Source organism: Algibacter sp. L1A34 (assembly GCF_009796805.1).
Classification (GTDB): Bacteria; Bacteroidota; Bacteroidia; order Flavobacteriales; family Flavobacteriaceae; genus Algibacter.
In genome coordinates this window covers 4,124,361-4,149,235 of sequence record NZ_CP047029.1, presented here as the reverse complement: position 1 = coordinate 4,149,235, position 24,875 = coordinate 4,124,361, and the positions used below count along the sequence as shown (strand labels likewise).

Below are 24,875 nucleotides of genomic sequence, written 5' to 3'. Positions count from 1 at the left end.
TTATATGCAAACAGAACTTATTAAATACAAAGAAGCCGGTAAATTTGAAGAAACACGTTTTGAAAAAATTCATAACGTTATTTTTGAATCATCACAAGAAGCTTCAATTATCGTTGCTCAAGAAATAGCAACTTTAATTAAAAACAAAAGTGCTATCAACAAACCTTGCGTTTTAGGCCTTGCAACAGGATCTTCACCTATAAAAGTTTATGAAGAGCTTGTAAGAATGCATAAAGAAGAAGGGCTTAGTTTTGCAAACGTAGTTTCGTTTAATTTGGATGAATATTATCCAATGGATAAAAATAATATCCAGAGTTACTACTACTTCATGCATGAGCACTTATTTAATCATGTTGATATTCGTCCTGAAAATGTTAATGTTCCTAACGGTTCAGTTAGCCCAGATGATTTACATCAATATTGTATTGATTATGAAAACAAAATAAAAGAACTTGGAGGTTTAGATTTTCAATTATTAGGAATAGGGCGTACAGGACATGTTGGATTTAACGAACCTGGATCGCATTTTAATTCTAGAACTAGAAGTATCATTTTAGATCATATTACAAGAGCAGATGCTGCACCTTCATTCCGAGGAATAGATAATGTTCCAAGGAAAGCTATTACAATGGGTGTTGGTACAGTAAGAAGTGCTAAACGAATTGTTTTATTAGGATGGGGTTTAAATAAAGCAAGTATTCTTAAGGATACAATTGAAGGCGAAATTACAGGTCAAGTTCCGGCAACATATTTACAAGATCACGATAATACTACATTTGTTTTAGATCAAGGTGCATCGGCAGAGCTTACGCGAGTAAAAACTCCATGGTTGGTAGCTACTTGCCAATGGACTGAAGAACTTGAGCTAAAAGCTGTGGTTTGGTTAAGTCAATTAGTAGATAAGCCTTTCCTAAAATTAACCGATAAGGATTATAATGATAACGGCATGTCCGACTTGATCGTTGAAGAAGGTTCTGCATACGATTTAAACATAAAGATGTTTAATAAAATGCAAAAAACAATTACAGGATGGCCAGGAGGAAAACCTAATGCAGACGATTCTAACCGTCCAGAAAGAGCAACGCCGGAGAGAAAACGCATAATTATTTTTAGTCCGCACCCAGATGATGATGTTATTTCTATGGGAGGCACGTTCGATAGATTAGTGCAACAAGGTCATGATGTGCATGTTGCTTATCAAACCTCGGGTAATATAGCGGTTTCAGATGATGAGGCTTTAAAGTTTGCTGAAATTGTTAAATCATATAATGAAGATAGTAAAGAACCTAATGCCATTATAGATGATCTAAATAATAAAACGGGTAACGAAATAGATTCATTAGAAGTAAGAAAACTAAAAGGGCGAATTCGAAGAAGTGAATCTTTGGGAGCAACACGATATTTAGGATTAAAAGATAGTAATGTTCATTTTTTAGACCTTCCGTTTTACGAAACAGGAACTATAAAGAAAAATAATTTATCATACGAGGATATAAGTATTGTTTCCGATTTAATCGAAAAAATAAAACCACATCAAATTTATGCCGCTGGAGATTTAGCAGATCCGCATGGTACTCATAAAGTTTGTCTTGATGCTATTTTTAAAGCTTTAGATGATTTAAAAGGGCAAGACTATATGAACGATTGTTGGGTTTGGTTATACCGTGGTGCTTGGCACGAATGGGAATCTTACGAGATTGAAATGGCAGTGCCTATGAGTCCGGATCAAGTACTTAGAAAAAGACATGCTATATTTTGTCATCAATCACAAAAAGATGGTGTTATGTTTCAAGGAGACGATAACAGAGAGTTTTGGGTAAGAGCTGAAGATAGAAATAGATTAACAGCAAAAAAATATAATGATCTTGGCTTAGCTGATTATGCAGCTATTGAGGCTTTTAAACGCTATCATTTTTAGGATTTATTAATAGCAAGTAAATTTTGGTCTTATATAGAAGAGTTTAATATTTTTTGTTTAACCTCTTCAATATAAGACCTTCCTATTACATACCTAAGTCCTTCTATTTCTACACTATTGCCTTCTACAGCATCTATTTTATCCATAGCAATGGTATAAGATCTATGTATTCTAATAAAATCGTTAGACGGTAATAAGTTTGTGAAATCCGATAGTGTACTGTGTATAATATATTTCCCCGTAAGGGTATTTATTTTTAAATAATCTTTTAACGATTCTACGGTTAAAATTTCATCTAAAAAAATCTTTTTCATTTTCTTTTTATCAATTTTAACAAAAAGGTAAGGCCTATCGCTAGAGGTATCTGTTATAACTTTATTATTTTCTAATCTTTTGTTTACTTTGTTTAAGGCTTTCATAAACCTTGGGAATTCAATAGGTTTTATTAAATAATCTAGAACATCTAACTCGTAAGTTTCAACAGCAAATTCATCATAAGCAGTTGTAATTATTATAAGCGGAGGGTTTTCTAGGCTTTTAATAAAATTAAGACCATCAAGCACGGGCATATTGATATCCAAAAATATCACATCGACCGTATTACTTTTTAAAAAATTTAAACCGTCTATGGCATTACCAAAAGTATTTATTAGCTCGAAATCCTCAATCTGCTCTAAATAATTTTTAATGATATTTATAGCCAATGGTTCGTCGTCAATTATTAAGCACTTTACCTTCATTTATTCAAAATATTTTATGATACTTTTATTTTAAGTTTAACTACAAACATGTTATCATCATTTTTGATTTCTAGTTTATAATCATTTTTTTTATAACCTAAAGCTAATCTCTTTTTTACGTTTTCTAAACCAATTCCACTAGATTGGCTAAAGGAATCTTGGTGCTTGGTAATAACCGGCATAGGGTTAGAAATTGTAAAGTACAGAAAATCTTCTTTAATTGATAAATCAATCGTGATTTTAACTTCTCCAATATTTTTATGTACACCGTGTTTAAAAGCATTTTCTATAAATGTCAACATTAGAATTGGTGATATTTCCTTATCTTCAATATCACCAGAAATAGACATATCTATCTCTAAATCATCATTATGGCGAACGCGTTCTAAGTCTAAATAATTTTGAATACAAATGATTTCATTTTCCAAAGATTGCCTTTTACCCTTTGTTTCATAAAGTAAATAGCGCATTAATTCAGCTAGCTTTAATATTATTTTAGGAGTCTTTTTTGAGTTTTCTACAGCTAAAGAATAAATATTATTAAGTGTGTTGAAGAAAAAATGAGGAGAGATTTGTGTTTTTAAGAATAATAATTCTGTTTCTAATTGTGCTTTTTCTAAATCTGCAACTCTTTTATGTTCCTCTAAAAAATCTAAAGTTATTTTAATGGCTGTAACGAATGTAATAACATAGAATTCGCCAAACATCATGTCTATTGTGTAGTTTAGAGTTAAGTTGTTTATAACTTCGGGTCCTTCTGGCCAAACATTCTGGCTCACCAGGAAATAAGTTAAATTAAACTTTACAAATACCATTACAAAAATGGCTGTTAGCATAAGTATAAAATAAGAAACATATCTTTTTTTTAATGCAAACATTGGCATAAGTACATAGATATTTAAATAACATAATATCATGTGGATTGGGAATCCTAGCGTGTTTGTTTTTAAAGAATATAGATATGGGAGTTTTATGGCTCCCTCGAAAGAAACATCGTTGAAGTAACTACCCCAGCGTAAAGTGTTTAGTGAAAAATACACTAGCCAGAAAAGAATATGATGCTTTAGCGATACTTTGTAAAGATGATTTGAGATAAATTGCACTTGGAATTTAAAATTTGAAGGTATTTTTTGATGTTTACCTTAGTTAATACGTTATCCGTCTAAATTACTTTCAATATTCGCTAAATTTATGAAAATTTAATGTATTAAACCGTTTAAATCATTTTATGAAAAACATTACACTATTCTTTTTGTCAATTGTTTTTATTACAAGTTGCAATAAAAAAACAGAAAAAAAGACTTCTATTAATGATTTTGCTATCAAACATGTAAATCCTTTTATAGGTGCTGGAGGTCATGGACATACTTACCCTGGTGCAACCGTTCCTTTTGGAATGTTACAAGTAAGTCCTGTAAATGGTATAAGTAGTTGGGATTGGTGTTCTGGTTATCATTATTCAGATTCTATTGCTATAGGATTTAGTCATTTAAGCTTAAGCGGAACAGGTATTGGCGATTTAGCAGATATTTTATTTATGCCTATAAATAAAGAAGTCGATATATCTAAAACACCTAAAAGCCGTGACTCTTTGAGTTATAAATCAACTTACAGTCATAAAAATGAAACTGCAACTCCAGGATATTATCAAGTTTTCTTGAAGATCACAATATAAATGTAGAGTTAACTACAGCGTTAAGAACCGCCTATCATAAATATACATTTAAAGAAGCCGACACACAATCTGTAGTAGTAGATTTAGGTTTTGGTATTAATTGGGATAAAGCAACGAGCTCATCTATAAATATTGATGACAATTATACTATAAGTGGGTATCGCTTTAGTACAGGTTGGGCAAAAAATCAAAAAGTGTTTTTTGTTGCTAAATTTTCTAAACCTATTGCAAAGTATAATTTAGTTACCGATAATAATACCGTGCAAAAAAGTATTACAGAAGGAGTGAAAACAGCAACACAATTGTTTTTCGAAGCAGGAGAAACTAATGAATTACTTGTAAAAGTTTCACTTTCATCGGTGAGTGTAGAAAATGCAAAAGGTAATTTAGATACTGAAGGTTTTAATTTTGAAGCCATAAAAGCAACTGCCGAAAATACTTGGGAAGAAGCCTTATCGAAAATAAAAGTAGAAACCTCAATTGATTCTTTAAAGACTATTTTTTATACCGCTATGTACCATGCGCAATTGGCTCCGGTTACATATAGCGATAAAAATGGACAATTTAGAAAAGAGAATGATAGTATTGAAACTGCCTTAGATTATACAGCGTATTCCACCCTCTCTCTCTGGGATACGTTTAGGGCAGAACATCCATTGTTAACATTAATTGCGCCAGATAAAGTTTCGGATATTACGAATACGATGTTGGCGTATTATGAAACAAAAAAGATTCTTCCAGTTTGGACGCTTTATGCTAACGAAACCAATACCATGACGGGTTACCATTCTATACCTGTAATTGTTGAAGCTTATTTAAAAGGTATTAAAGGTTTCGATGCTGAAAAGGCTTACGAGGCTATGAAAACAACAATGATGCAAGATGCAAGAGGTTTGAAGTTTTACAAAGAATTTGGATATATCCCTTATAATTTACTGGATGAATCTGTAACCATAACATTAGAGTATGCTTACGATGATTGGTGTGTTGCGCAAATGGCACAAGCATTAGGTAAAACTGAGGACTATAATTATTTTTTAGAACGTTCTAACGCTTATAAATATTTATTTGATTCTGAAACAGGTTTTATGAGAGGTAAAGCTGAAGATGGAAAATCTTGGCACACACCTTTCGATCCAAAATATTCTAACCATAGAGAACATACAGATTATACCGAAGGTAACGCATGGCAGCACAGTTGGTTTGTGCCTCATAATGTTGATAATTTTATAGAACTACACGGCAGCAACGATATTTTTACAGACCGATTAGAGCAATTATTTACAGAAAGTTCAGAAATTACTGGTAGTAACACATCTGCAGATATTTCAGGTTTAATAGGTCAATATGCGCATGGTAACGAACCTAGTCATCATATCGCTTACATGTTTAATCATGCTGATAAACCTTGGCGAACGCAATACTGGTCGCGCTATATTATGGATACGCAATACAATACAACACCAAATGGATTGAGTGGTAATGAAGATTGTGGGCAAATGAGTGCGTGGTATGCTTTAAGTTCCATAGGTCTATATCCCATGAACCCTGCATCTACCGAATACGAAATTGGAAGCCCTATTTTTGATAAAGCAACACTTACTGTTTTAGATAATAAAACATTTACTATTGAAGCAGAAAACGTTTCTGATAAAAATATTTACATACAGTCAGCAACATTAAACGGCGAATTATTTAGCCAATCGTCAATTTCTCACAAAACTATATGGCAAGGTGGTACACTTCATTTCGTAATGGGGAATAGACCAAACAAAACATGGGGAATTAACAAAAACAGCAATAAATAATGCATAGTATAGATGTTATAATAATTGTACTCTACATCCTATTAACGCTTGGAGTTGGTATCTGGATATCTAAACGTGCATCAAAAGGATTGAGTTCTTATTTCTTAGGAGGAAAAAGTATAAAATGGTATTATTTAGGTTTAAGTAATGGATCTGGGATGTTTGATGTTTCTGGAACTGCTTGGATGGTTGGTTTACTATTTCTTTACGGAGCAAAGAGTTTTATGTTTATGTGGATGTGGCCTATTTGGAACCAAATTTTTATCATGGTGTTTCTTGCCGTTTGGATAAGGCGTTCTAATATCATGACAGGGTCCGAGTGGATTTTAACACGTTTTGGAGATGATAGAGCAGGGCGAGCTTCACACTTAATCGTTGCCATTTTTGCTATTGTAGCATCGGTAGGTTTCATAGCATATTTCTTTGAAGGTGTAGGTAAATTTATGTCTGTTATTCTACCTTGGGATATTTCTTTAATAATAAACGAAGCTGTTTTGCTAACATCTAGTCAGAATTATGCTTTAATCATAATATTTTTAACCACTATTTATACCATAAAAGGTGGTATGTTTTCGGTTGTAGCAACAGAAGTTTTACAATATGGTATTATGGTACTCTCTGGGATTTTAATAGCTGTTTATGCATTTATTTCGGTTAGCGATGCAGAAATTAACAATATCATTTCAACAGAATGGAGTACCATATTTTTCGGAAATACTATTGAAGGATCGTGGTCGGGTAAACTTACAGCCTTTAATGATTTGGTAGATACGCAAGGCTATAAAATGTTTGGTGCTTTTATTGGTATGTGTTTGTTTAAGGGCTTTTTTGCAAGTATTGCTGGGCCAACACCAAGTTATGATATGCAACGTATTTTGTCGACTAGGTCGGTAAAAGAAGCAGCTTACATGAGTGGTTTTACAAATCTTATTTTATTTATACCGCGCTACTTACTTATTGGTGGTATCGTTGTTTTAGCTTTAGTGCATTTAGCACCATCTATGGCAGTATCTCCAACGTTAAGTCTAAACGATTTGGAAATTATTTTACCTAACGTAATTAATAATCATGTGCCTGTTGGTATCAAAGGGTTATTACTTGCAGGGCTTTTAGCAGCGTTTATGTCTACCTTTTCAGCATTTGTTAATTCTGGGCCAGCTTATGTTGTAAACGATATTTATAAAAAATACTATAAGCCAGAAGCGGAAGAGTCTCATTACATAAAAGCGAGTCATATTACATCGTTTGTTATTGTGATTTTCGGTGTTATTATGGGGTTTTTCGCAGAGTCTATCAATGCAATAACACTTTGGATAACAAGTGCACTTTATGGTGGTTACGTGGCATCGAATTTCTTAAAATGGATTTGGTGGCGTTTTAACGGTTGGGGTTATTTTTGGGGGATGACTTCTGGGTTAATTATAGCAACATTACAGTTTTTGTTAGATATGAATAAAGCTAATTTTGAGGTTGGTTCTTGGTTATATTATTGCGCTCATATTCCTGTTATTTATATTTTTCCAATCATATTTGCAGTATCTTTATTAGGTTCGTTTTTAGGAACATTTTTAACACCAGCTACTAATATGAAAACATTAAAAGCATTTTATTTTAATGTTCGTCCATGGGGATGGTGGAAACCCGTTTTAAATGAACTTAAAAAAGATGATAACACCGTAACCAAAAACAGCGATTTTACAGCAGATATGTTAAATTGCGTTGTTGGTATTGTTTGGCAATCTAGTATGGTTTTATTGCCTATTTATTTTATGATTAGGGATTATCCTAAAACATTAATAGCATTGTCTGTTTTTGTAATAACTACGGTTATTCTAAAATTCACATGGTTAGATAAAGTTCGAAAACTTCCAGATACGGACGATTCGATTTCTATAGAAAATTAATTCAAAAATTAATAAGAATGAAGCAAATACCTTGGCAAGATAAACCAAGTAACAGTAACGATGTTATGTGGCGCTATAGCGAAAACCCTATTATAGATAGATATGCTATCCCGTCGTCTAATAGTATTTTTAACAGTGCAGTAGTTCCATTTGAAGATGGCTTTGCTGGTGTTTTTCGTTGTGATAATAAAGCCGTACAAATGAATATTTTTGCAGGTTTTAGTAAAGATGGTATCAATTGGGATATAGAACATGAGCCTATTAAAATGCAGGCTGGAAATACCGAAATGATAGATTCTGATTATAAGTACGACCCTCGTGTTGTTTTTATAGAAGATCGTTATTGGATTACCTGGTGTAATGGGTATAATGGTCCAACAATTGGTATTGGATATACTTTCGATTTTAAAGAGTTTTTTCAATGTGAAAATGCTTTTTTACCTTTCAACAGAAATGGTGTTTTGTTTCCGAAGAAAATAAACGGTAAATATGCTATGTTAAGCAGGCCAAGTGATAATGGTCATACTCCTTTTGGTGATATTTATATAAGTTATAGTCCAGATATGAAATATTGGGGAGAACATCGTTGTGTTATGAAGGCGTCTAACTTTGAGGATAGCGCTTGGCAATGCACAAAAATTGGAGCAGGACCAATACCCATTCTAACAGATGAAGGTTGGTTAATGCTATATCATGGTGTTATCAATACGTGTAATGGATTTAGATATGCTATGGGCTCTGCGCTTTTAGATGAAAACGAACCCGATAAAGTTAAATATAGAACACAACCTTATTTATTAGGTCCAGCAGAACCTTACGAGCAAATTGGAGATGTGCCAAACGTGGTATTCCCATGTGCTGCTTTACATGATGTTCAAGAAGATAAATTAGCCGTTTATTATGGTGCAGCAGATACTGTTGTAGCTTTAGCGTTTGGTAAACTTAGCGAGGTTATAGAGTTTACAAAAAATAATAGTTTATAAAATAAAATGCATGCAGGTTAAGGTGAAATTTTTATGGGTACTATTATGTAGCATATCGGCTATTAGCTGTGCACAGGAAAAAGCAGATATTATTCCACAAACATATACCGCTTATAAAACTTCAGAAAAAATTATTATAGATGGTGAAGATCATGATGTAGCTTGGAGTAAAGTATCTTGGACTAATCCTTTTATTGATATTGAAGGCAAAAAACATCCCAAGTATAAAACGGAAGTTAAAATGCTGTGGGACGACACCTATTTTTATGTGTTAGCCAAAATGGAAGAGCCACATGTTTGGGGAGATATTACTAAACGCGATGCAATTATTTTTCATAATAATGATTTTGAAATTTTTGTAGATCCAACAGGAGATACACATAATTACTATGAACTTGAAATAAACGCATTAAACACCGCATGGGATTTATTTGTAAGCAAACCTTACAGAAACAGCAATGTAGTATTGAACGACTGGAATATTACCGGATTAAAATCGGCTGTAAAAGTTAATGGTACACTCAATAACCCAAACGATGTCGACAAAGGTTGGGTTCTAGAAGTTGCTATTCCTTGGGCAGCTTATAAAACAGGTTACTTTCATAAAAACGTACCTACCGATCAATTTTGGCGTGTCAATTTTTCTAGAGTCAATTGGGATCATCAAATTACCGATGGTAAATACGAAAGAAAAAAAGATGCTAACGGCAAATTGTTGCACGAATACAACTGGGTTTGGTCGCCAATGGGTGTTATAAACATGCACGAACCCGAAAAATGGGCTTATGTTTTATTTTCTTCGGAAACACCAAAAACAGAAAATACTTTTACCATTCCTCAAGATGATAAACTAAAAAGGGAATTGTATAAAATGTATCGCGTACAAACCGCACATTTCAAAAAAAATCAAACCTATTTTACTTCAATAGAAGAATTAACGACTTCAGAAATAAAAATAGACGAAAAATTAATAACACCAACTTTAGAAATGCACAGTACCGGATGGAATATTTCAGTTAAAAGCCCGTTCACTAATAAGGTACTCACCGTTACAGAAGATGGAAAATTTATATCAAAATAATAACTCATGAACGTATTAAAAATAGCATTTTTAAGCCTACTATTAAGTGTAGTATCTTGCGACAAAACAGCAAAAACTGCAACGGCAAGCGAAACTAAAACCGCAACTGTTGAAGCTCCAGCAAAATTCAAATATTGGAGCTGGATGAGTGTAGGAAATAAAAAATCTGATTCTGCATATACAGCACATTTCAAAAAATTAAAAAATAATGGTTTCGATGCTGTTTTATTAAACACAGGTGCCGATCCAAAACTTTTAAAAAGGTTAACACCTATAGCAACAAAAGAGGGTTTAGAGGTTCATGCTTGGATGTTTACAACCAATAGACCTGGAGATTCTATAGCTCAACAACATCCAGAATGGTATATGGTAAGCAGAAGCGGAAAGTCTTGTTTTGTTAAAGAAGATAGACCTTATGTTGGTTATTATCAATGGTTATCACCAAGTCATCCAGATGCTAGAAAACACATTTTAAGTTTAGTTGAAGGTTTGGCTGAAGTTGAAGGTGTTGCCAGTGTCCATTTAGATTATATACGTTATCCAGATGTGTATTTACCAATTGGTTTACTTCCTAAATATAATTTAGAACAAGAAGATGAAATGGCGGATTACGATTTCGATTATTCTGATGCTAGTGTCGAGAAGTTTATAGCACTTCATCATAAAGATCCAAGGAAAATGAAAAATCCTGCAATAGATATTGAGTGGAAAAATTTCCGTTTAAACGAAATAAAATCTTTAGTAAACGAAGCGTATACTATTGTACACAATCACAATAAAAAATTAAGTGCAGCCGTATTTCCTTACCCTGAAATGGCAGACCATATGGTGCGCCAACGTTGGGATAAATGGAATGTAGATATGGTTTTACCTATGATTTATTATAACTTCTATAATGAAGAATTAGATTGGATTGGTTATGCTACGAAACAAGGTGTTGAAGATTTAGAAGGCAGACCAACAGAATTACACACAGGTTTGTATACGCCAAAATTAAGTAATGCCGATTTAAAAGACGCTATTCAATTAGCTAAAGATAACGGTGCTGCGGGTGTTGCGTTTTTCGATGATTACAGTATGACGGAAGAACAATTCGAAATTATTAAAAATTCAAAAGAATAAATTATCATGAACAAAAGTGTTTATTTAGTTTTATTAATTGCTTGTTTTTATGCCTGCAAAAAAGAAAAACAAGACGAAACAAAACCAATAGCACTAACTTCTTTTGTAAATACATTTATAGGAACCGATGGGCCAGGTAATACATATCCTGGTGCTACGGTTCCTTTTGGTATGGTGCAATTAAGTCCAGATCATGGTATTCCTGGTTGGGATAGAATTTCGGGTTATTTTTATCAAGATTCTATAATTTCTGGTTTTTCGCATACGCACCTTAGCGGAACAGGAGCGGGAGATATGTACGATATTCTTGTAATGCCAACCAATAGTCGATTCTCAGAAAAAATAAAAGACAATAATTTTAAACCATTTTCTAGTTTTTCGCATGAAGAAGAAACGGCTTCACCAGGTTATTATAGCGTGATGTTATCCGATTTTGGTATAAAAGCTGAGGTTACGGCAACAAGGCGAACAGGTATTCACCAATATACATTTCCAAAGGATAGCTTATCACAAATTCATATTGATTTAGGTTATTCTTTAAATTGGGATAAGCCAACAGAAACATACTTTAATATCGTTGATGATACAACTATTGAAGGCTATAGAATGTCCAAAGGTTGGGCTAGAGATCAGCGTTTGTATTTTGTTATCAATCTTTCAAAACCATTTAAATCTTACACTTTATTAAGTAATGATGAAAAAGTTATTTCTCCTGTAAAAGGTGTGAATACAAAACTTATTCTTGATTTTAGTACTTCGGAAAACGAGAAGATAGTTTTAAAAACAGGATTATCAACAGGTAGTATTGATGGTGCTTACAAATCGATTTCGACAGAAGCACCAGATTTTAATTTTGAAACATATAAAAGCAAAGCCGATAGTATTTGGAATAACCAATTACAGAAAATAAAGATTGAAACGGACGATGTGGAAAAGAAAACTATTTTCTATACTATGTTGTACCAATCTATGTTAGCTCCTACTTTATTAAGTGATTTAAATGGCGACTATAAAGGTGCGAATGATACCATAATGAACGCTAAAGGTTACGATAGATATGATACTTTTTCTTTGTGGGATACCTATCGCGCAGCACATCCTTTACATACTATTTTACACCCAAAACGTGTATCTAGTATGGTGAATTCTTTATTAGCACATTATAATGAAACAGGGTTATTGCCCGTTTGGTCTATGCAAGGTAATGAAACTAATATGATGATTGGTTATCACGCCGTTCCCGTAATTGTAGATGCTTATTTTAAAGGGATCGAAGATTTTAATGTCGAATTAGCTTTTGAAGCTTGTAAAAAAAGCGCCATGGATAATACACGGCAAATTGATGATTACATGAAATATGGTTTTGTTCCTATTGATGAAGATCATGAAAATTGGTCGGTATCAAAAACATTAGAATATGCTTATGATGATTGGTGTATTGCTCAATTTGCTAAAGATTTAGGAAAAGATGAGGATTATAAATATTTTTCTGAACGTGCTAATTACTGGAAAAATATATACGATTCTTCTAGTACATTTATGCGACCAAAATATAAAAACGGTAAATTTATTGAACATTTTATTCCAAAGGAATACACACCTTATTTTTGCGAAAGTAATGCTTGGCAATACGTTTGGTCGGTGCCACAGGATATAGAAACATTAATTGATACCATAGGAAGAGAAAAAGCTTTTGAGAAAAAATTAGATTCTATGTTTTCTTATTATCCTTTAGCTGAAGATAAACTACCTATATTTAGCACAGGAATGATTGGCCAATATGCACACGGAAACGAACCAAGCCACCATGTTGGGTATTTATACAACTACATTGGCAAGCCATGGAAAACACAAGAAAAAGTTAGAGAAATTTTACAAACACAGTATAAAAATGCACCTAACGGACATTGTGGAAATGAAGATTGCGGACAAATGTCATCCTGGTACATCTTTAGTAGTTTAGGTTTTTATCCAGTAAACCCAGCTCAAGGTGTTTATAGTTTTGGATCGCCATTATTTGATAAGGCGACAATTCATTTAGAGAATGGAAACACATTTACAGTTTCGGCTAACAATAATAGTGAGACTAATAAATATATTCAATCTATAACACTTAACGGGAAATCCATAAATCAAAGTTATATTACTCACAAAAATATTATGGAAGGTGGTAACTTAGTTTTTGTTATGGGAAGTGAGCCAAATAAGGACAATCAATTCCTAATGGCTCCATCATCAAAAGTGTTTAATTAACGATTATCATTTTATGTCAAGTAGAAGAAAATTTATAAAAAAGGCAGCATTAGGTTCTGTTGCTCTTAGCGCATTTAGTGCTTGTGGGGCTCAAGCAGCCGAAGCTATTTCAGCAAATAAAACAATACCATTAAAGCCGGTTAAAAAACCAGTAATAATTTCTACTTGGAACCATGGTTTGGCAGCAAATGAAGCTGCTTGGAATGCTTTGAAAATAGGTAATTCTGGAATCTCTGCGATTGAAACAGGTTTAAAAATATCTGAAGCAGATCCAAAAGTAAGAAGCGTTGGTTATGGAGGTCTTCCTGATAGAGAAGGCAAAGTAACGCTAGATGCTTGTATTATGGATCAAAATAGCGATTGTGGATCGGTATCTTTTTTGCAAGACATAAAACATCCTATTTCGGTGGCTAGAAAAGTTCTAGAAGAAACACCGCATGTTATGCTTACCGGTAAAGGCGCTCAAGATTTTGCATTAGCTCAAGGTTTTAAAAAGGAAAATTTATTGACGGCCGAATCTGAAAAAGCTTGGAAAAACTGGTTAGAGAAATCTAAATACCAACCCGTAATAAATATAGAAAATCACGATACCATAAGTATGCTAATTATTGATGCCGATGGTAATTTATCTGGAGGTTGTACAACGAGTGGCGCAGCATGGAAAATGCATGGTCGCGTTGGCGATTCTCCCATAATTGGTGCAGGTTTGTTTTTAGATAATGAGGTTGGTGGAGCAGCAGCTACAGGTTTGGGAGAAGCTGTAATTAGAACAGCAGGGAGCGCTATGGTTGTAGAATTAATGCGCCAAGGAAAATCGCCAAACGAAGCTTGTAAAATTATTGTAGAGCGTATTTACAATAAGCACAAAAACCATAAAGACATGCCTTATCTTCAGGTTGGTTTTATTGCGGTAAATAAGCAAGGTGAATACGGTGGTTATAGTTTACGTGGTGGTTTTAATTTTGCCATTTGTGATGGTGAGAATGGGAATAGAATGGAAAAGCCAGACTTTAAGATGACTTGGAAAGATTAAATACATAGAAATTAAAAGACCTTTTACTTCCAATGATGAAATGGAATTGAGAGGTTTTTTTATTTTTGGTAATTCGGAATCAAGAAGATATTTAAAAGTAAACTTATCCAAAAATACTGATAACATTAATTTCTTATGAAAAACAAACTTCTTATAATATCGATTTTAATCAATGTTTTTATTTTAGAAGCACAAGAGTTTACAAAATTTGTTAATCCGTTTATAGGAACATCAAATTTTGGTGCTACAAATCCTGGAGCTATTGCGCCAAGAGGTATGGTAAGTGTATCGCCTTTTAATGTTGCGGGAAAACAAAACACTTTAGAAAAAGATAGCAGATGGTTGTCTAATCCCTACGTAAATGAGAACACATTTTTAACAGGATATTCTCATGTTAATTTAAGTGGAGTGGGTTGTCCAGATTTGGGTGTTATTTTATTGATGCCAACTACTGGTGAACTAGAAACAAATTATTTAAAATACGGGAGTGCATATACAAACGAAATAGCCAAAGCTGGTTACTATTCTAATGTTTTAACTAGGTATAAAATTAAAGTAGAAACAACGGCTACCACTAGAACAGGTATCTCTAGATATACATTTCCTAAAGGTAAATCGAATATATTATTGAATCTTGGATTAGGGTTAACCAATGAAGAAGGCGCGGCCATTAAAATTGTATCACCAACAGAAGTTGAAGGTATTAGAACTGTAGGATCGTTTTGTTATTATAAACCAGAGGAAGCTTATCCTGTTTATTTTGTTGCAAAATTTAGTAAACCTGCAGAATCTTTTGGCGTTTGGAAAACACCGCGTAAATATAAAGGAGCCGAAGCAGAATGGATGCCTTATAATGGGAAACCAAGAATAATGGAAGGCTACCGTAAGGAAGTTTTAGGTGATAGTATTGGAAGTTATTTTAGTTACAATTTTGATAAACCCACACAAGTAGAAGTGAAAATAGGCGTATCGTACGTAAGTATAGAGAATGCCAGAGATAATTTAGAAAAGGAAACGCAAGAATTTACTTTTGAAGATTTACAGAAACAAAGTGAGTCTAATTGGGAAAAGCAGCTATCTAAAATTAAAGTCGAAGGCGGTACTCTAGATGATAAAACCATATTTTATACAGCATTATATCACACCTTAATTCATCCTAATATTCTTAACGATTTTAATGGTGAATATCCAAAAATGTCAACTCGAGAAACATTAAAAACTGAGAATACTCGTTTTACTGTGTTTTCTTTTTGGGATACGTATAGAAACCTGCATGCGTTGATGTCTTTGGTGTATCCGAAGCAACAATCGGATATGGTTAAAAGTATGCTTGATATTTATGACGAAAGTGGTTGGCTTCCAAAATGGGAACTAAATGCTACTGAAACCACAACAATGGTTGGTGATCCTGCAGGTATAATTCTAACCGATACCTACTTAAAAGGCATCACCGATTTTGATGTTGAAAAAGCATACGAAGCGATGGTGAAAAGTGCCGATGCTTTAGAAAATAATCCGTTGCGCCCTGGTATTAAACCTTATATAGAAAAAGGTTATTTAACAAGCCAACAAATTGGTTCTGTATCTACAACTCAAGAATATAATGCTACAGATTTTTCTATAGCATTACTAGCAAAATCATTGGGTAAAAAAGAAGATTATAAACGGTTCTCTAAACGTTCTATTTCTTACCGATCTTTATTTGATAAGAACCTAAAACTTTTACGTCCGCGAAATGCAGATGGTTCTTGGTATGAACCTTTCGACCCTTTAGCTGGAGCAAATTTCACTAAAAATATTGGTTTTATAGAAGGAAATGCTTGGCAATATGCGTTTATGGTTTCGCATGATATAAAAGGATTAATGAAATTAATGGGCGGACAAAAAGCATTTAGTAATCAGCTTCAAAAAGTATTTAGCACAAACCAATTCGATATGGCTAACGAGCCAGATATTGCTTATCCATACTTGTTTAATTATGTTAGAGGTGAAGAATGGCGTACTCAGAAAATGGTAAATGAATTAATGGAAAAATATTTCCAAAACAAACCCGCTGGCCTTCCTGGTAATGATGATACAGGTACTATGTCTGCCTGGTTAATTTATAGCATGATGGGGATTTACCCAGTATCTCCAGGAGAGCCTATTTACACGATATCTACACCTGTTTTCGATAAAATCACTATTACATTAGATTCTAATTACTATAAAGGGGAAACCTTGGTTATTGAAAAAGAAGGGATTAAGAATGGTGTTATAAATAATATTCAACTCGATGGTAAAACGCATAAAAGCTACTTTATAAACCATTCAGATTTAATAAAAGGTTCTAAATTAAAAATCAATTTAAAATGAAAGTCAGGTCAATAGTTTTATTCATTCTTCTAATAAGTGTTTCAATTTCTTTTTCGCAAAACAAAATAGAAAAAGTAATATTTAAAGATCAAATAATAAATTATGGAAAGACAACGGTTGATGACCCTGAAATTATTAGACTGCAAGGTGGTCGAGTTATTTTAAAGAAAGTTACCGTTCCAAAATTTAAAAAAGGAACCGATGTTAATATTAAATTATCGCTACGTTCTAATGGTGATAAATGGGACAAATCGGGTTCTTGCTTTGTAATTACAAATCCAGATGATATTTCATTTTTAAATATAGCAGAGGGTAAAGCGGAATTCCCTAAGGATTCCTATGTTAATGAAAAACATGGAGGAGTTAAAGCAACCAAAAATTATAAACCTGTTGTTGAATTATTAAGGTTTATGACGCCTTTTGGTGTTGGACATTATAGTAACGATAAGGTTAAACATAGAAAACCTGTTTATGTACCAAATTGGGAAAAAGAAGTGGTTTGGAATCAAGACATATCAGAGCTTGAAAGTATTGTTAGCGATACTTTCTATGTAGGTGTTTGGATTGATGCATGGAGTAAAGTTGGATATAAAGTAGATTTAAGCCTTATCTATTCTGGCAGACCAAAACAACAACGTGAAGTATTACCTTTAGTGAACGCGGTAAACTATGTAAAAGGACAGGCTTTACCAGATTTTTTTGCTAACCGATCTTTAGAGCATACTTTCGTTTTAGATAAAAACATTAAAAACGCTAAACTGCATTATATTACCACAGGGCACGGCGGACATAGCGGTGGTGATGAGTTCATTAAAATAAAAAACACCGTTTTAGTTAACGGTAAAACGATAATAGAGACCATTCCGTGGAGAGACGATTGCGCATCTTTTAGACGTTTTAACCCAACTTCTGGAGTTTGGTTACGTAAAGACTCTACTTATTACAGAGATAGAAAAACAAAAACATATAAGATTAAGGAAATTGAAGAGCGCTTAGCTTCCTCAGACCTTTCAAGGTCAAATTGGTGTCCTGGTTCTAAGGTAGAACCTTTTGTTGCAGAACTAGGTGACCTAGAATCTGGCGAGCAATCTTTAACTATTACAATACCCGCTACAGCAGCCGGAAAAGATAAATCTAACCATTGGTTAGTGTCTGCTTATATAACCTACGACAAATAATTTTGTTGAATTAAATTCTTTTTAACCAACACCTTTTCAAACCTGTTATTCGTCGAACTAATTTTCTAATAATCTTTTATGTCACTTACTTTAGGGTAAGTTTATTTGAAGTTTAGTTTTGTTTTATTTTAAGTCTAAGGGAGGATCCTCATAAAGTCCTCCCTTTTCTTAAAAGAATAAAATAGTTTTCTACTAACTTAGTATTTGTTTCAATACATTATAACATCTAATTTAGTCAACAATTAAAACTATCTGCAAAATTCAAAAAAACAATTAATCGACTAAAGAATTAGAATGGGAACCAACCATTAGATTTTTTGTATTTTTTTTATTTATTCAGATTTAATAATAAAAATCAAAAAAAATATGCAATCACCAAAAAAAAGTAATCTAGTTCCAATCGTTATTATAGCGAGTTTGTTTTTCATTTTTGGATTCGTTACCTGGATCAACGGGGCGTTAATTCCTTTCATGAAAACCATAAACGAATTAACAGATGCGCAATCTTATTTAGTCGCTTCTGCATCTTACATCTCTTTCGTTTTAATGGCATTGCCAGCATCTTATATATTAAATAAGATAGGTTATAAAAAAGGTATGTCTTTAGGCTTAATCATTATGGGTATAGGTGCTTTACTTTTTATACCTGCAGCCGAAGCTAGAACTTATTGGGTGTTTTTGACAGGTATTTTTATTCAAGGTGTTGGTATGACGCTTTTACAAACAGCTGCCAACCCATACATCACAATTTTAGGCCCAATGGAAAGTGGAGCTAAACGTATTGCTATTATGGGAATAGCAAACAAAACTGCAGGAGCTTTAGGATCTTTGATTTTTGGTGCATTATTACTATCGGGTATAGATGAAGTTAAGGATAAATTAGGAAGTGTTTCTTTAGAAGAGAAAAATGTACTTTTAGATACTATGGCCGATAGCGTATTTATGCCTTATTTAATTATGGCTATCGTTCTTTTTGTATTGGGTGTTTTAATTAGAATGGCTCCATTACCAGATGTTGAAGCAGAAGACTCAGAGGATACAATAGAAGGTAAAAGCACTAAAACTAGTATCTTTCAATTCCCACATTTATGGTTAGGTGTTTTAGCCTTATTTGTATATGTAGGCGCAGAAGTAATTGCTGGAGATACTATTATATCTTACGGAATCTCATTAGGCTTTACAGGAGAAGAAGCTAAGTATTTTACAACATACACCCTTATGGCCATGGTAGCAACTTATGCATTAGGTGTGTTTTTAATTCCAAAATACGTTAAACAAAAAACAGCTTTAATAGCAAGTGCAATACTTGGTATTGTATTTAGTTTATGTATTTTATTCACTACAGGTTTCACTTCTATTCTGTTTGTAGCCGCTTTAGGTATCGCAAATGCCTTAGTTTGGCCAGCTATTTGGCCTTTAACATTGGAAGGTTTAGGGAAATTTACAAAAACCGCTTCTGCCCTATTAATTATGGCAATTTCAGGTGGTGCAATTATTCCACCACTATACGGAAGAATTGTAGATGCTAATAAAAACGAACTCATATTAAGTGGTATAGACCAAGTACAAGCAACTTCAAGTGCGGCAACAAGCAGTTATTGGATATTGATTCCTTGTTATATACTTATTTTGTTCTTTGCTGTTTGGGGGCATAAAATTGGAAAAAAATAAAAACAGATATTATATAATATAAAACCATTAAAGTTTTAATAATTCAATTCATAAAAATGGCAAAACAAATTCTAAAATCCAACAAATTTAGTAATTCATACTTGGTTATTTTATCAGTTTTCATGTTATGTTTTAGTTGTAAAAAAGAGGTTAAATCAAAAGTAGAAACTTCTCAAAAACCAAATATTGTTTTTATAATGAGTGATGACCATGCCTACCAAGCTATTAGCGCTTACGGTCATGGATTAAATAACACGCCGAATATTGATAGAATTGCTAAAGAAGGTGCTATTTTTAATAAAGGTTTTGTAAATAATTCAATTTGCGCACCAAGTAGAGCAGCAATCCTTACGGGTAAACATAGTTTTAAAAATGGTAAGGTGGATAATATTCGCCCTTTTAATTGGGATCAAGATAACTTCGCTAAAGCATTGCAAAAAAACGGATATGAAACAGCCTTAGTAGGCAAAATTCATTTAGATGGTTTACCACAAGGCTTCGATTATTCCAATGTACTTCCTGGTCAAGGGCAATACTACTCGCCAGATTTTATCGAGAATGGTGTTAAGAAAACATATCCAGGTTACATTACCCATGTAACTACAGATATCGCTTTAGATTGGTTAGATACTAAGCGCGAAAAAGACAAGCCATTTTTGTTAATGTATCATCAAAAAGCACCGCATAGAACATGGATGCCAGAAGAAAAGTACTTGACTTTAATGGATAGTATAACATTCGATCCGCCTGCAAATTTCTTTGATGATTATGAAGACAGACCTGCAGCAGCTGGACAAGAAATGAGTATCTATAAAGACATGGATTTGGTTTACGATTTAAAAATGCTTGATAAGGAAGGCGAGCTTAAAACGAAATATAGAAGTATGTTTCAAAAGAGGTACGATAGAATGACCAATGAGCAAAAAGTCGCTTGGGATGCTTATTACGACCCTATTATTGCTGATTTTAAATCTAAAAACCTTGAAGGGAAAGATTTAGCTGTTTGGAAATATAACCGATACATGCACGATTACCTAAGAACAATACAATCTGTGGATGACGGTGTTGGTCAAGTTTTGGATTATTTAAAAGAGAACGGTTTAGAAGAAAATACAATTGTTGTTTACACATCAGATCAAGGATTTTATCTAGGAGAACACGGTTGGTTCGATAAACGCTTTATGTATGAAGAGTCTTTTAGAACACCTATTTTAATGAAATACCCGAAAGAAATAAAAGCGGGAACAGTAATTGATGAGTTAGTACAAAATATTGATTTTGCTCCAACATTTTTAGATTACGCAGGTGTAGATATTGATAAAAGCATACAAGGAGAATCGTTGAGACAATTAGTAAATGGTGAAGCTAGTGAATGGCGAGATGCTATTTATTACACATTCTATGAGTATCCTGCGGAACACAAAGTAAAGCGTCATTATGGAGTAAGAACAGATCGTTATAAGTTGATTCATTTTTATTATGATATTGATAAATGGGAACTGTATGATTTAGAAAAAGACCCAACAGAAATGCATAATGTTTATGAAGACACTGAATATGCTTCTGTAAAGGAAGATATGCACAAGCAACTTGAGAAAATGAGAACAAAGTATGGTGATAGCGATGCTTTGAATGAAGAAAATTTACAACGCTATTTAAGCGCTAAAAATATACACTAATAAAAGCAGTAACCCCTATGAAAGATAGATATATAACTCTATTACTGTTCTTATTAATGATTACTCCAACAATTGCTCAGCAAGATGTAAATTACATAGAAGAACCAGAGACTAACTTTAAAAAAAGAATGCAATGGTTTAATGATGCAAAATATGGGATGTTTATTCATTTTGGGCTTTACAGTCAATTAGGAGGGATATACAAAGGCAATGAAGAAGGGCGATATGCTGAATGGATACAAAGTAATCAGGATATTCCTACAGATGAATACGCTAAATTAATAAACACATGGGATCCCAAAGATTTCAACGCGAAAAAAATAGTGAAATTAGCGAAAAAAGCAGGCATGAAATATTTGGTAATAACAACCAAACATCACGAAGGTTTTTGTTTATGGGATTCTGAATACACCGATTTTGACATCGCATCATCTCCAATGAAAGGGCGTGATTTTATAAAAGAATTATCTGATGCCTGTAAAAAAGAAGGTCTTCATTTCGGAACATATTATAGCATTATCGATTGGCATCACCCAAGTCAGGTTGTAACAATTAACGAAAAAACTAAAAAGCATAATTGGGGACAAATTAGCATGAAAGAAGGCAGAAAAGCCGAATATGTTAATTACATGAAAAACCAAATTAAAGAGCTTATCGAAAAGTACGACAGTGAAATTATTTGGTTCGATGCGGATTGGGTAGACTGGTGGACTCTAGAAGATGGTAAAGATTTGTACCAATACATTAGAGAATTAAAACCTAGTATTATCATAAATAACAGAGTTGCTAAAAGAAAAATATTTAAAAAAGATTTTGGAACACCAGAGCAGTTTCATTTAGAAGATAAAGTGGATTATTATTGGGAAGCTTGTTATACTTTAAATGATTCTTGGGGATATAAAATTAAAGATACCGATTGGAAAACTCCAGAAATAGTATATACAAAATTAAAAGATATTAATGGCAAAGGAGGCAATTTGTTACTAAATATTGGTCCTAATATTAATGGAGAGGTACCGCAAAAGTCTGTAAAGATTTTAAAGCAGGTAGGTGAAATATTAAAAAAGGAAGCGAAGTAATACATATACCTCGGTATTTAGCAATAAGCAAAAAAGACACCTAAATATGAAATTTAAAATCACATCTATATTAATCTGTCTATGTTTGGTATCAATCAAATTATATAGTCAAAATATATCTGTAGATGAATACAATGTTTCTTGGACAGAGAAAAGTAAAATAGCTTCAGATGCTATGCCTCTGGGTAATGGAACAACCGGCGCTTTAGTTTCTGTTTTAGAAAACGGACATATTTGGATTTCTGTTAGACATATTGATGCTTGGTCTGAAGCGCACCGACTTTTAAAATTAGGAGATGTAGAAGTTGAAGTGTCTCCAAACCCTTTTGAAAACAACTTTAAACAAGAACTTGTTTTAAGCGAAGGTGTTATCTATTTAGAAGGCAATGATGGTTTTAAATCTAAAATTTGGATTGATAAAAATAGTGAAATCATTCATATTGAAAACAATGCAGATTCGAAGTTTAAATTAGATGTGAAACTACATGATTGGAGGGATGAATCCAAGGTTATAAATGAAACCAACCTTAAAGGTATTCCTGATGGTGTTACAGAATCTGCTGATGTTATTGTTGCAGATAATAAAAAAGCCATTACTTGGTATCATAGAAATAGTAATACAAAAGCTTTCGATTGGACTATAAAAGCATTAGAAATTACGAGGCCAGAAAATCTAGATGATGTTTTAGAGAATCGAACTTTTGGTGCTATGGTAGTTGGTGATAAAATGACGAACACTTCTAGTACGACAATGTCGTCAAAAGAAAGAAAGTGTAATCATTTAAAAATTTACACGCTTAACAAACGTACTGAAACTGCTGATAAATGGTTAGCTGAAATAAAAGAATCTTCTTCTAAAAAGGAAAACTTAAAAGCCAATTGGCAAGCCCACACCACTTGGTGGAACACATTTTGGAAAAGTAGTTATATTCATTTAAGCGGTTTTAAAGAAGCAAAACAAACGAGTGCAGGTTACGCTTACACCATGTATTTAAATGCTATGGCCGGAGAAGGTGAATTCCCTATAATTTGGAATGGCTCTATGTTTGCTCCCGATTTAAATGAAGTTTTACAAAGAAACCATACAGGCATAAAACATTTTAAAGATAAAGACCATCGTTCTTGGGGTAACTTGATGTTGCATCAAAATGTGCGCTTACCCTTTTACTCCATGAACGCCGCTGGGCAATTTAAATATGCCAATTCTTTTATCAACCTATACATGAGAGGTTTTGATTTAATGAAAGAACATTCAAATAAAGTTTTTGGCCATGAAGGTACGGTAATTAGAGAATCAACAACACTTTGGGGGGTTGTTGCACCAGGTGTATATGGTATAGATAGAACAGGTTTAGAACCAGGACAACAACAATCTCAATGGCATAGAACGCACTGGAATGCTGGTTTGGAAGTAGCTTGGTATTTATCAGAACGTTTTGATTATACACAAGATGAAACTTTTGCAAAAGAAGAGTTTATCCCTTTTGCTTCAGAAATTGTAAAGTTTTTCGATTTGCATTGGCCACATAAAGACGGGAAATTATACTTCCCAGATGTTCATGTTTTAGAATCATTTCGTGATGCAGATAACCCAATGCCTTTTATTGCAGGCCTAAGATCTGTACTTAACAGTTTACTTAAATTACCTGAAGATTTAACGACACAAAATGATAGAACCTATTGGAAAGCATTATTATCTCGTGTTCCAGATATTCCAACAAGAGTTAGAAACGGAACTAAAATTTTAGCTAATGCTGAAGTTATAAAATCTAAAAAAGCAAATGTAGAAGTTGCAGAATTGTATTCGGTTTTTCCATATCACTTATATGGTGTTGGTTTGCCCGATTTAAAAATGGCGCAAGACACTTATAAAAATAGAACGACTTTAGTAAATGATGTTGGCGGAGAAAATCCAAAATGGGCACCAGGTTACATTCGTGGTGGCTGGCATCCAGAAGCTATTATGGCTGCAATGGTTGGCTTAACAGATTCTGTTCAAAAAGAAGTCGTTTGGGCACTACATCGCCCTGTTCCAGAGCAACGTTATCCAGGTTTTTTCATGTCTACTCACGACGGAACGCCAGATGTACAACATTCATCAGTAGCAGCAACAGCGTTGCAACGCATGATTTTACAAAATGTAGAAAATAAAATTGTCCTTTTACCAGCCTTTCCTTCAAACTGGAACTGTGAATTTAAATTGTATGCAAAACAAAACACCATAGTTGAAGGTAAAGTAGTAAATGGAGAAATTAAAGAACTTAAAATAACACCTTCCGATAGAAAAAAAGATGTTTTTATTGGTCAGGAATTAAGAACTCCAGAACCTAACATTTGGGATTAATAGTAAGAGAACACAAAAATCATCTTATTAATAAAGGTTTAAAAACAAGAAA

At 33.3% G+C, this 24,875-nt stretch carries 15 protein-coding genes and 1 pseudogene; 14 read left to right on the top strand and 2 right to left on the bottom strand.

Annotated features, from left to right (window positions below; all coding sequences use genetic code 11):
• Positions 1-4 precede the first annotated feature (4 nt).
• Positions 5-1,918 carry a glucosamine-6-phosphate deaminase gene (gene nagB, locus GQR97_RS17560; protein ID WP_199269881.1) on the top strand — a complete coding sequence of 638 codons (1,914 nt, stop codon included), beginning with the start codon at positions 5-7 and terminating at the stop codon, positions 1,916-1,918.
• A gap of 29 nt (positions 1,919-1,947) precedes the next feature.
• Here nagB and GQR97_RS17555 read toward each other — a convergent pair whose 3' ends face one another.
• Positions 1,948-2,658: a LytR/AlgR family response regulator transcription factor gene (locus tag GQR97_RS17555; protein ID WP_158850774.1), complete on the bottom strand. Its 711-nt coding sequence runs from the start codon at positions 2,656-2,658 to the stop codon at positions 1,948-1,950.
• Positions 2,659-2,672: 14 nt separating this feature from the next.
• Positions 2,673-3,494, bottom strand: a complete 822-nt coding sequence (locus GQR97_RS17550; protein ID WP_306799993.1) for a sensor histidine kinase — start codon at positions 3,492-3,494, stop codon at positions 2,673-2,675.
• Between the two features lie 392 nt (positions 3,495-3,886).
• Here GQR97_RS17550 and GQR97_RS17545 point away from each other — a divergent pair.
• The 13 genes and pseudogenes from GQR97_RS17545 to GQR97_RS17485 all read left to right on the top strand — a co-directional run bounded on the left by GQR97_RS17545 (position 3,887) and on the right by GQR97_RS17485 (position 24,823).
• Positions 3,887-6,141 (top strand): annotated as a pseudogene (locus GQR97_RS17545) (GH92 family glycosyl hydrolase).
• Positions 6,141-8,045 carry a sodium:solute symporter family protein gene (locus GQR97_RS17540; protein WP_158850770.1) on the top strand — a complete coding sequence of 635 codons (1,905 nt, stop codon included), beginning with the start codon at positions 6,141-6,143 and terminating at the stop codon, positions 8,043-8,045. The pseudogene GQR97_RS17545 and the gene GQR97_RS17540 overlap by 1 nt, the downstream one beginning before the upstream one ends.
• Before the next feature lie 17 nt (positions 8,046-8,062).
• Complete coding sequence (locus GQR97_RS17535; protein WP_158850768.1) at positions 8,063-9,028, top strand: glycoside hydrolase family 130 protein; 966 nt, start codon at positions 8,063-8,065, stop codon at positions 9,026-9,028.
• A gap of 10 nt (positions 9,029-9,038) precedes the next feature.
• A complete protein-coding gene (locus tag GQR97_RS17530) occupies positions 9,039-10,109 on the top strand; it encodes a carbohydrate-binding family 9-like protein (protein ID WP_158850766.1) in 1,071 nt (356 codons plus the stop codon).
• A 6-nt stretch (positions 10,110-10,115) separates the two neighbouring features.
• On the top strand, positions 10,116-11,231 hold the full coding sequence (locus GQR97_RS17525) for a family 10 glycosylhydrolase (protein ID WP_158850764.1): 1,116 nt from the start codon (positions 10,116-10,118) through the stop codon (positions 11,229-11,231).
• Positions 11,232-11,237: 6 nt separating this feature from the next.
• Positions 11,238-13,484 (top strand): GH92 family glycosyl hydrolase, encoded by a 2,247-nt coding sequence (locus GQR97_RS17520; RefSeq protein ID WP_158850762.1) that lies wholly within the window; start codon positions 11,238-11,240, stop codon positions 13,482-13,484.
• 13 nt (positions 13,485-13,497) lie between these two features.
• Complete coding sequence (locus tag GQR97_RS17515; RefSeq protein ID WP_158850760.1) at positions 13,498-14,517, top strand: N(4)-(beta-N-acetylglucosaminyl)-L-asparaginase; 1,020 nt, start codon at positions 13,498-13,500, stop codon at positions 14,515-14,517.
• A gap of 135 nt (positions 14,518-14,652) precedes the next feature.
• On the top strand, positions 14,653-16,872 hold the full coding sequence (locus tag GQR97_RS17510; RefSeq protein ID WP_158850758.1) for a GH92 family glycosyl hydrolase: 2,220 nt from the start codon (positions 14,653-14,655) through the stop codon (positions 16,870-16,872).
• Complete coding sequence (locus GQR97_RS17505) at positions 16,869-18,050, top strand: PNGase F N-terminal domain-containing protein (RefSeq protein WP_158850756.1); 1,182 nt, start codon at positions 16,869-16,871, stop codon at positions 18,048-18,050. Before GQR97_RS17510 ends, GQR97_RS17505 begins: the two co-directional genes overlap by 4 nt.
• Before the next feature lie 366 nt (positions 18,051-18,416).
• Entirely contained in the window at positions 18,417-19,721 is a 1,305-nt protein-coding gene (locus GQR97_RS17500; protein WP_158850754.1) for a sugar MFS transporter, read from the top strand.
• Between the two features lie 56 nt (positions 19,722-19,777).
• Positions 19,778-21,400 (top strand): sulfatase, encoded by a 1,623-nt coding sequence (locus tag GQR97_RS17495; protein ID WP_233267566.1) that lies wholly within the window; start codon positions 19,778-19,780, stop codon positions 21,398-21,400.
• A gap of 17 nt (positions 21,401-21,417) precedes the next feature.
• Positions 21,418-22,479 (top strand): alpha-L-fucosidase, encoded by a 1,062-nt coding sequence (locus GQR97_RS17490; protein ID WP_158850752.1) that lies wholly within the window; start codon positions 21,418-21,420, stop codon positions 22,477-22,479.
• Between the two features lie 46 nt (positions 22,480-22,525).
• Positions 22,526-24,823, top strand: coding sequence for a DUF5703 domain-containing protein (locus GQR97_RS17485; RefSeq protein ID WP_158850750.1), 2,298 nt, complete (start codon positions 22,526-22,528; stop codon positions 24,821-24,823).
• The last annotated feature ends 52 nt before the right edge of the window (positions 24,824-24,875 follow it).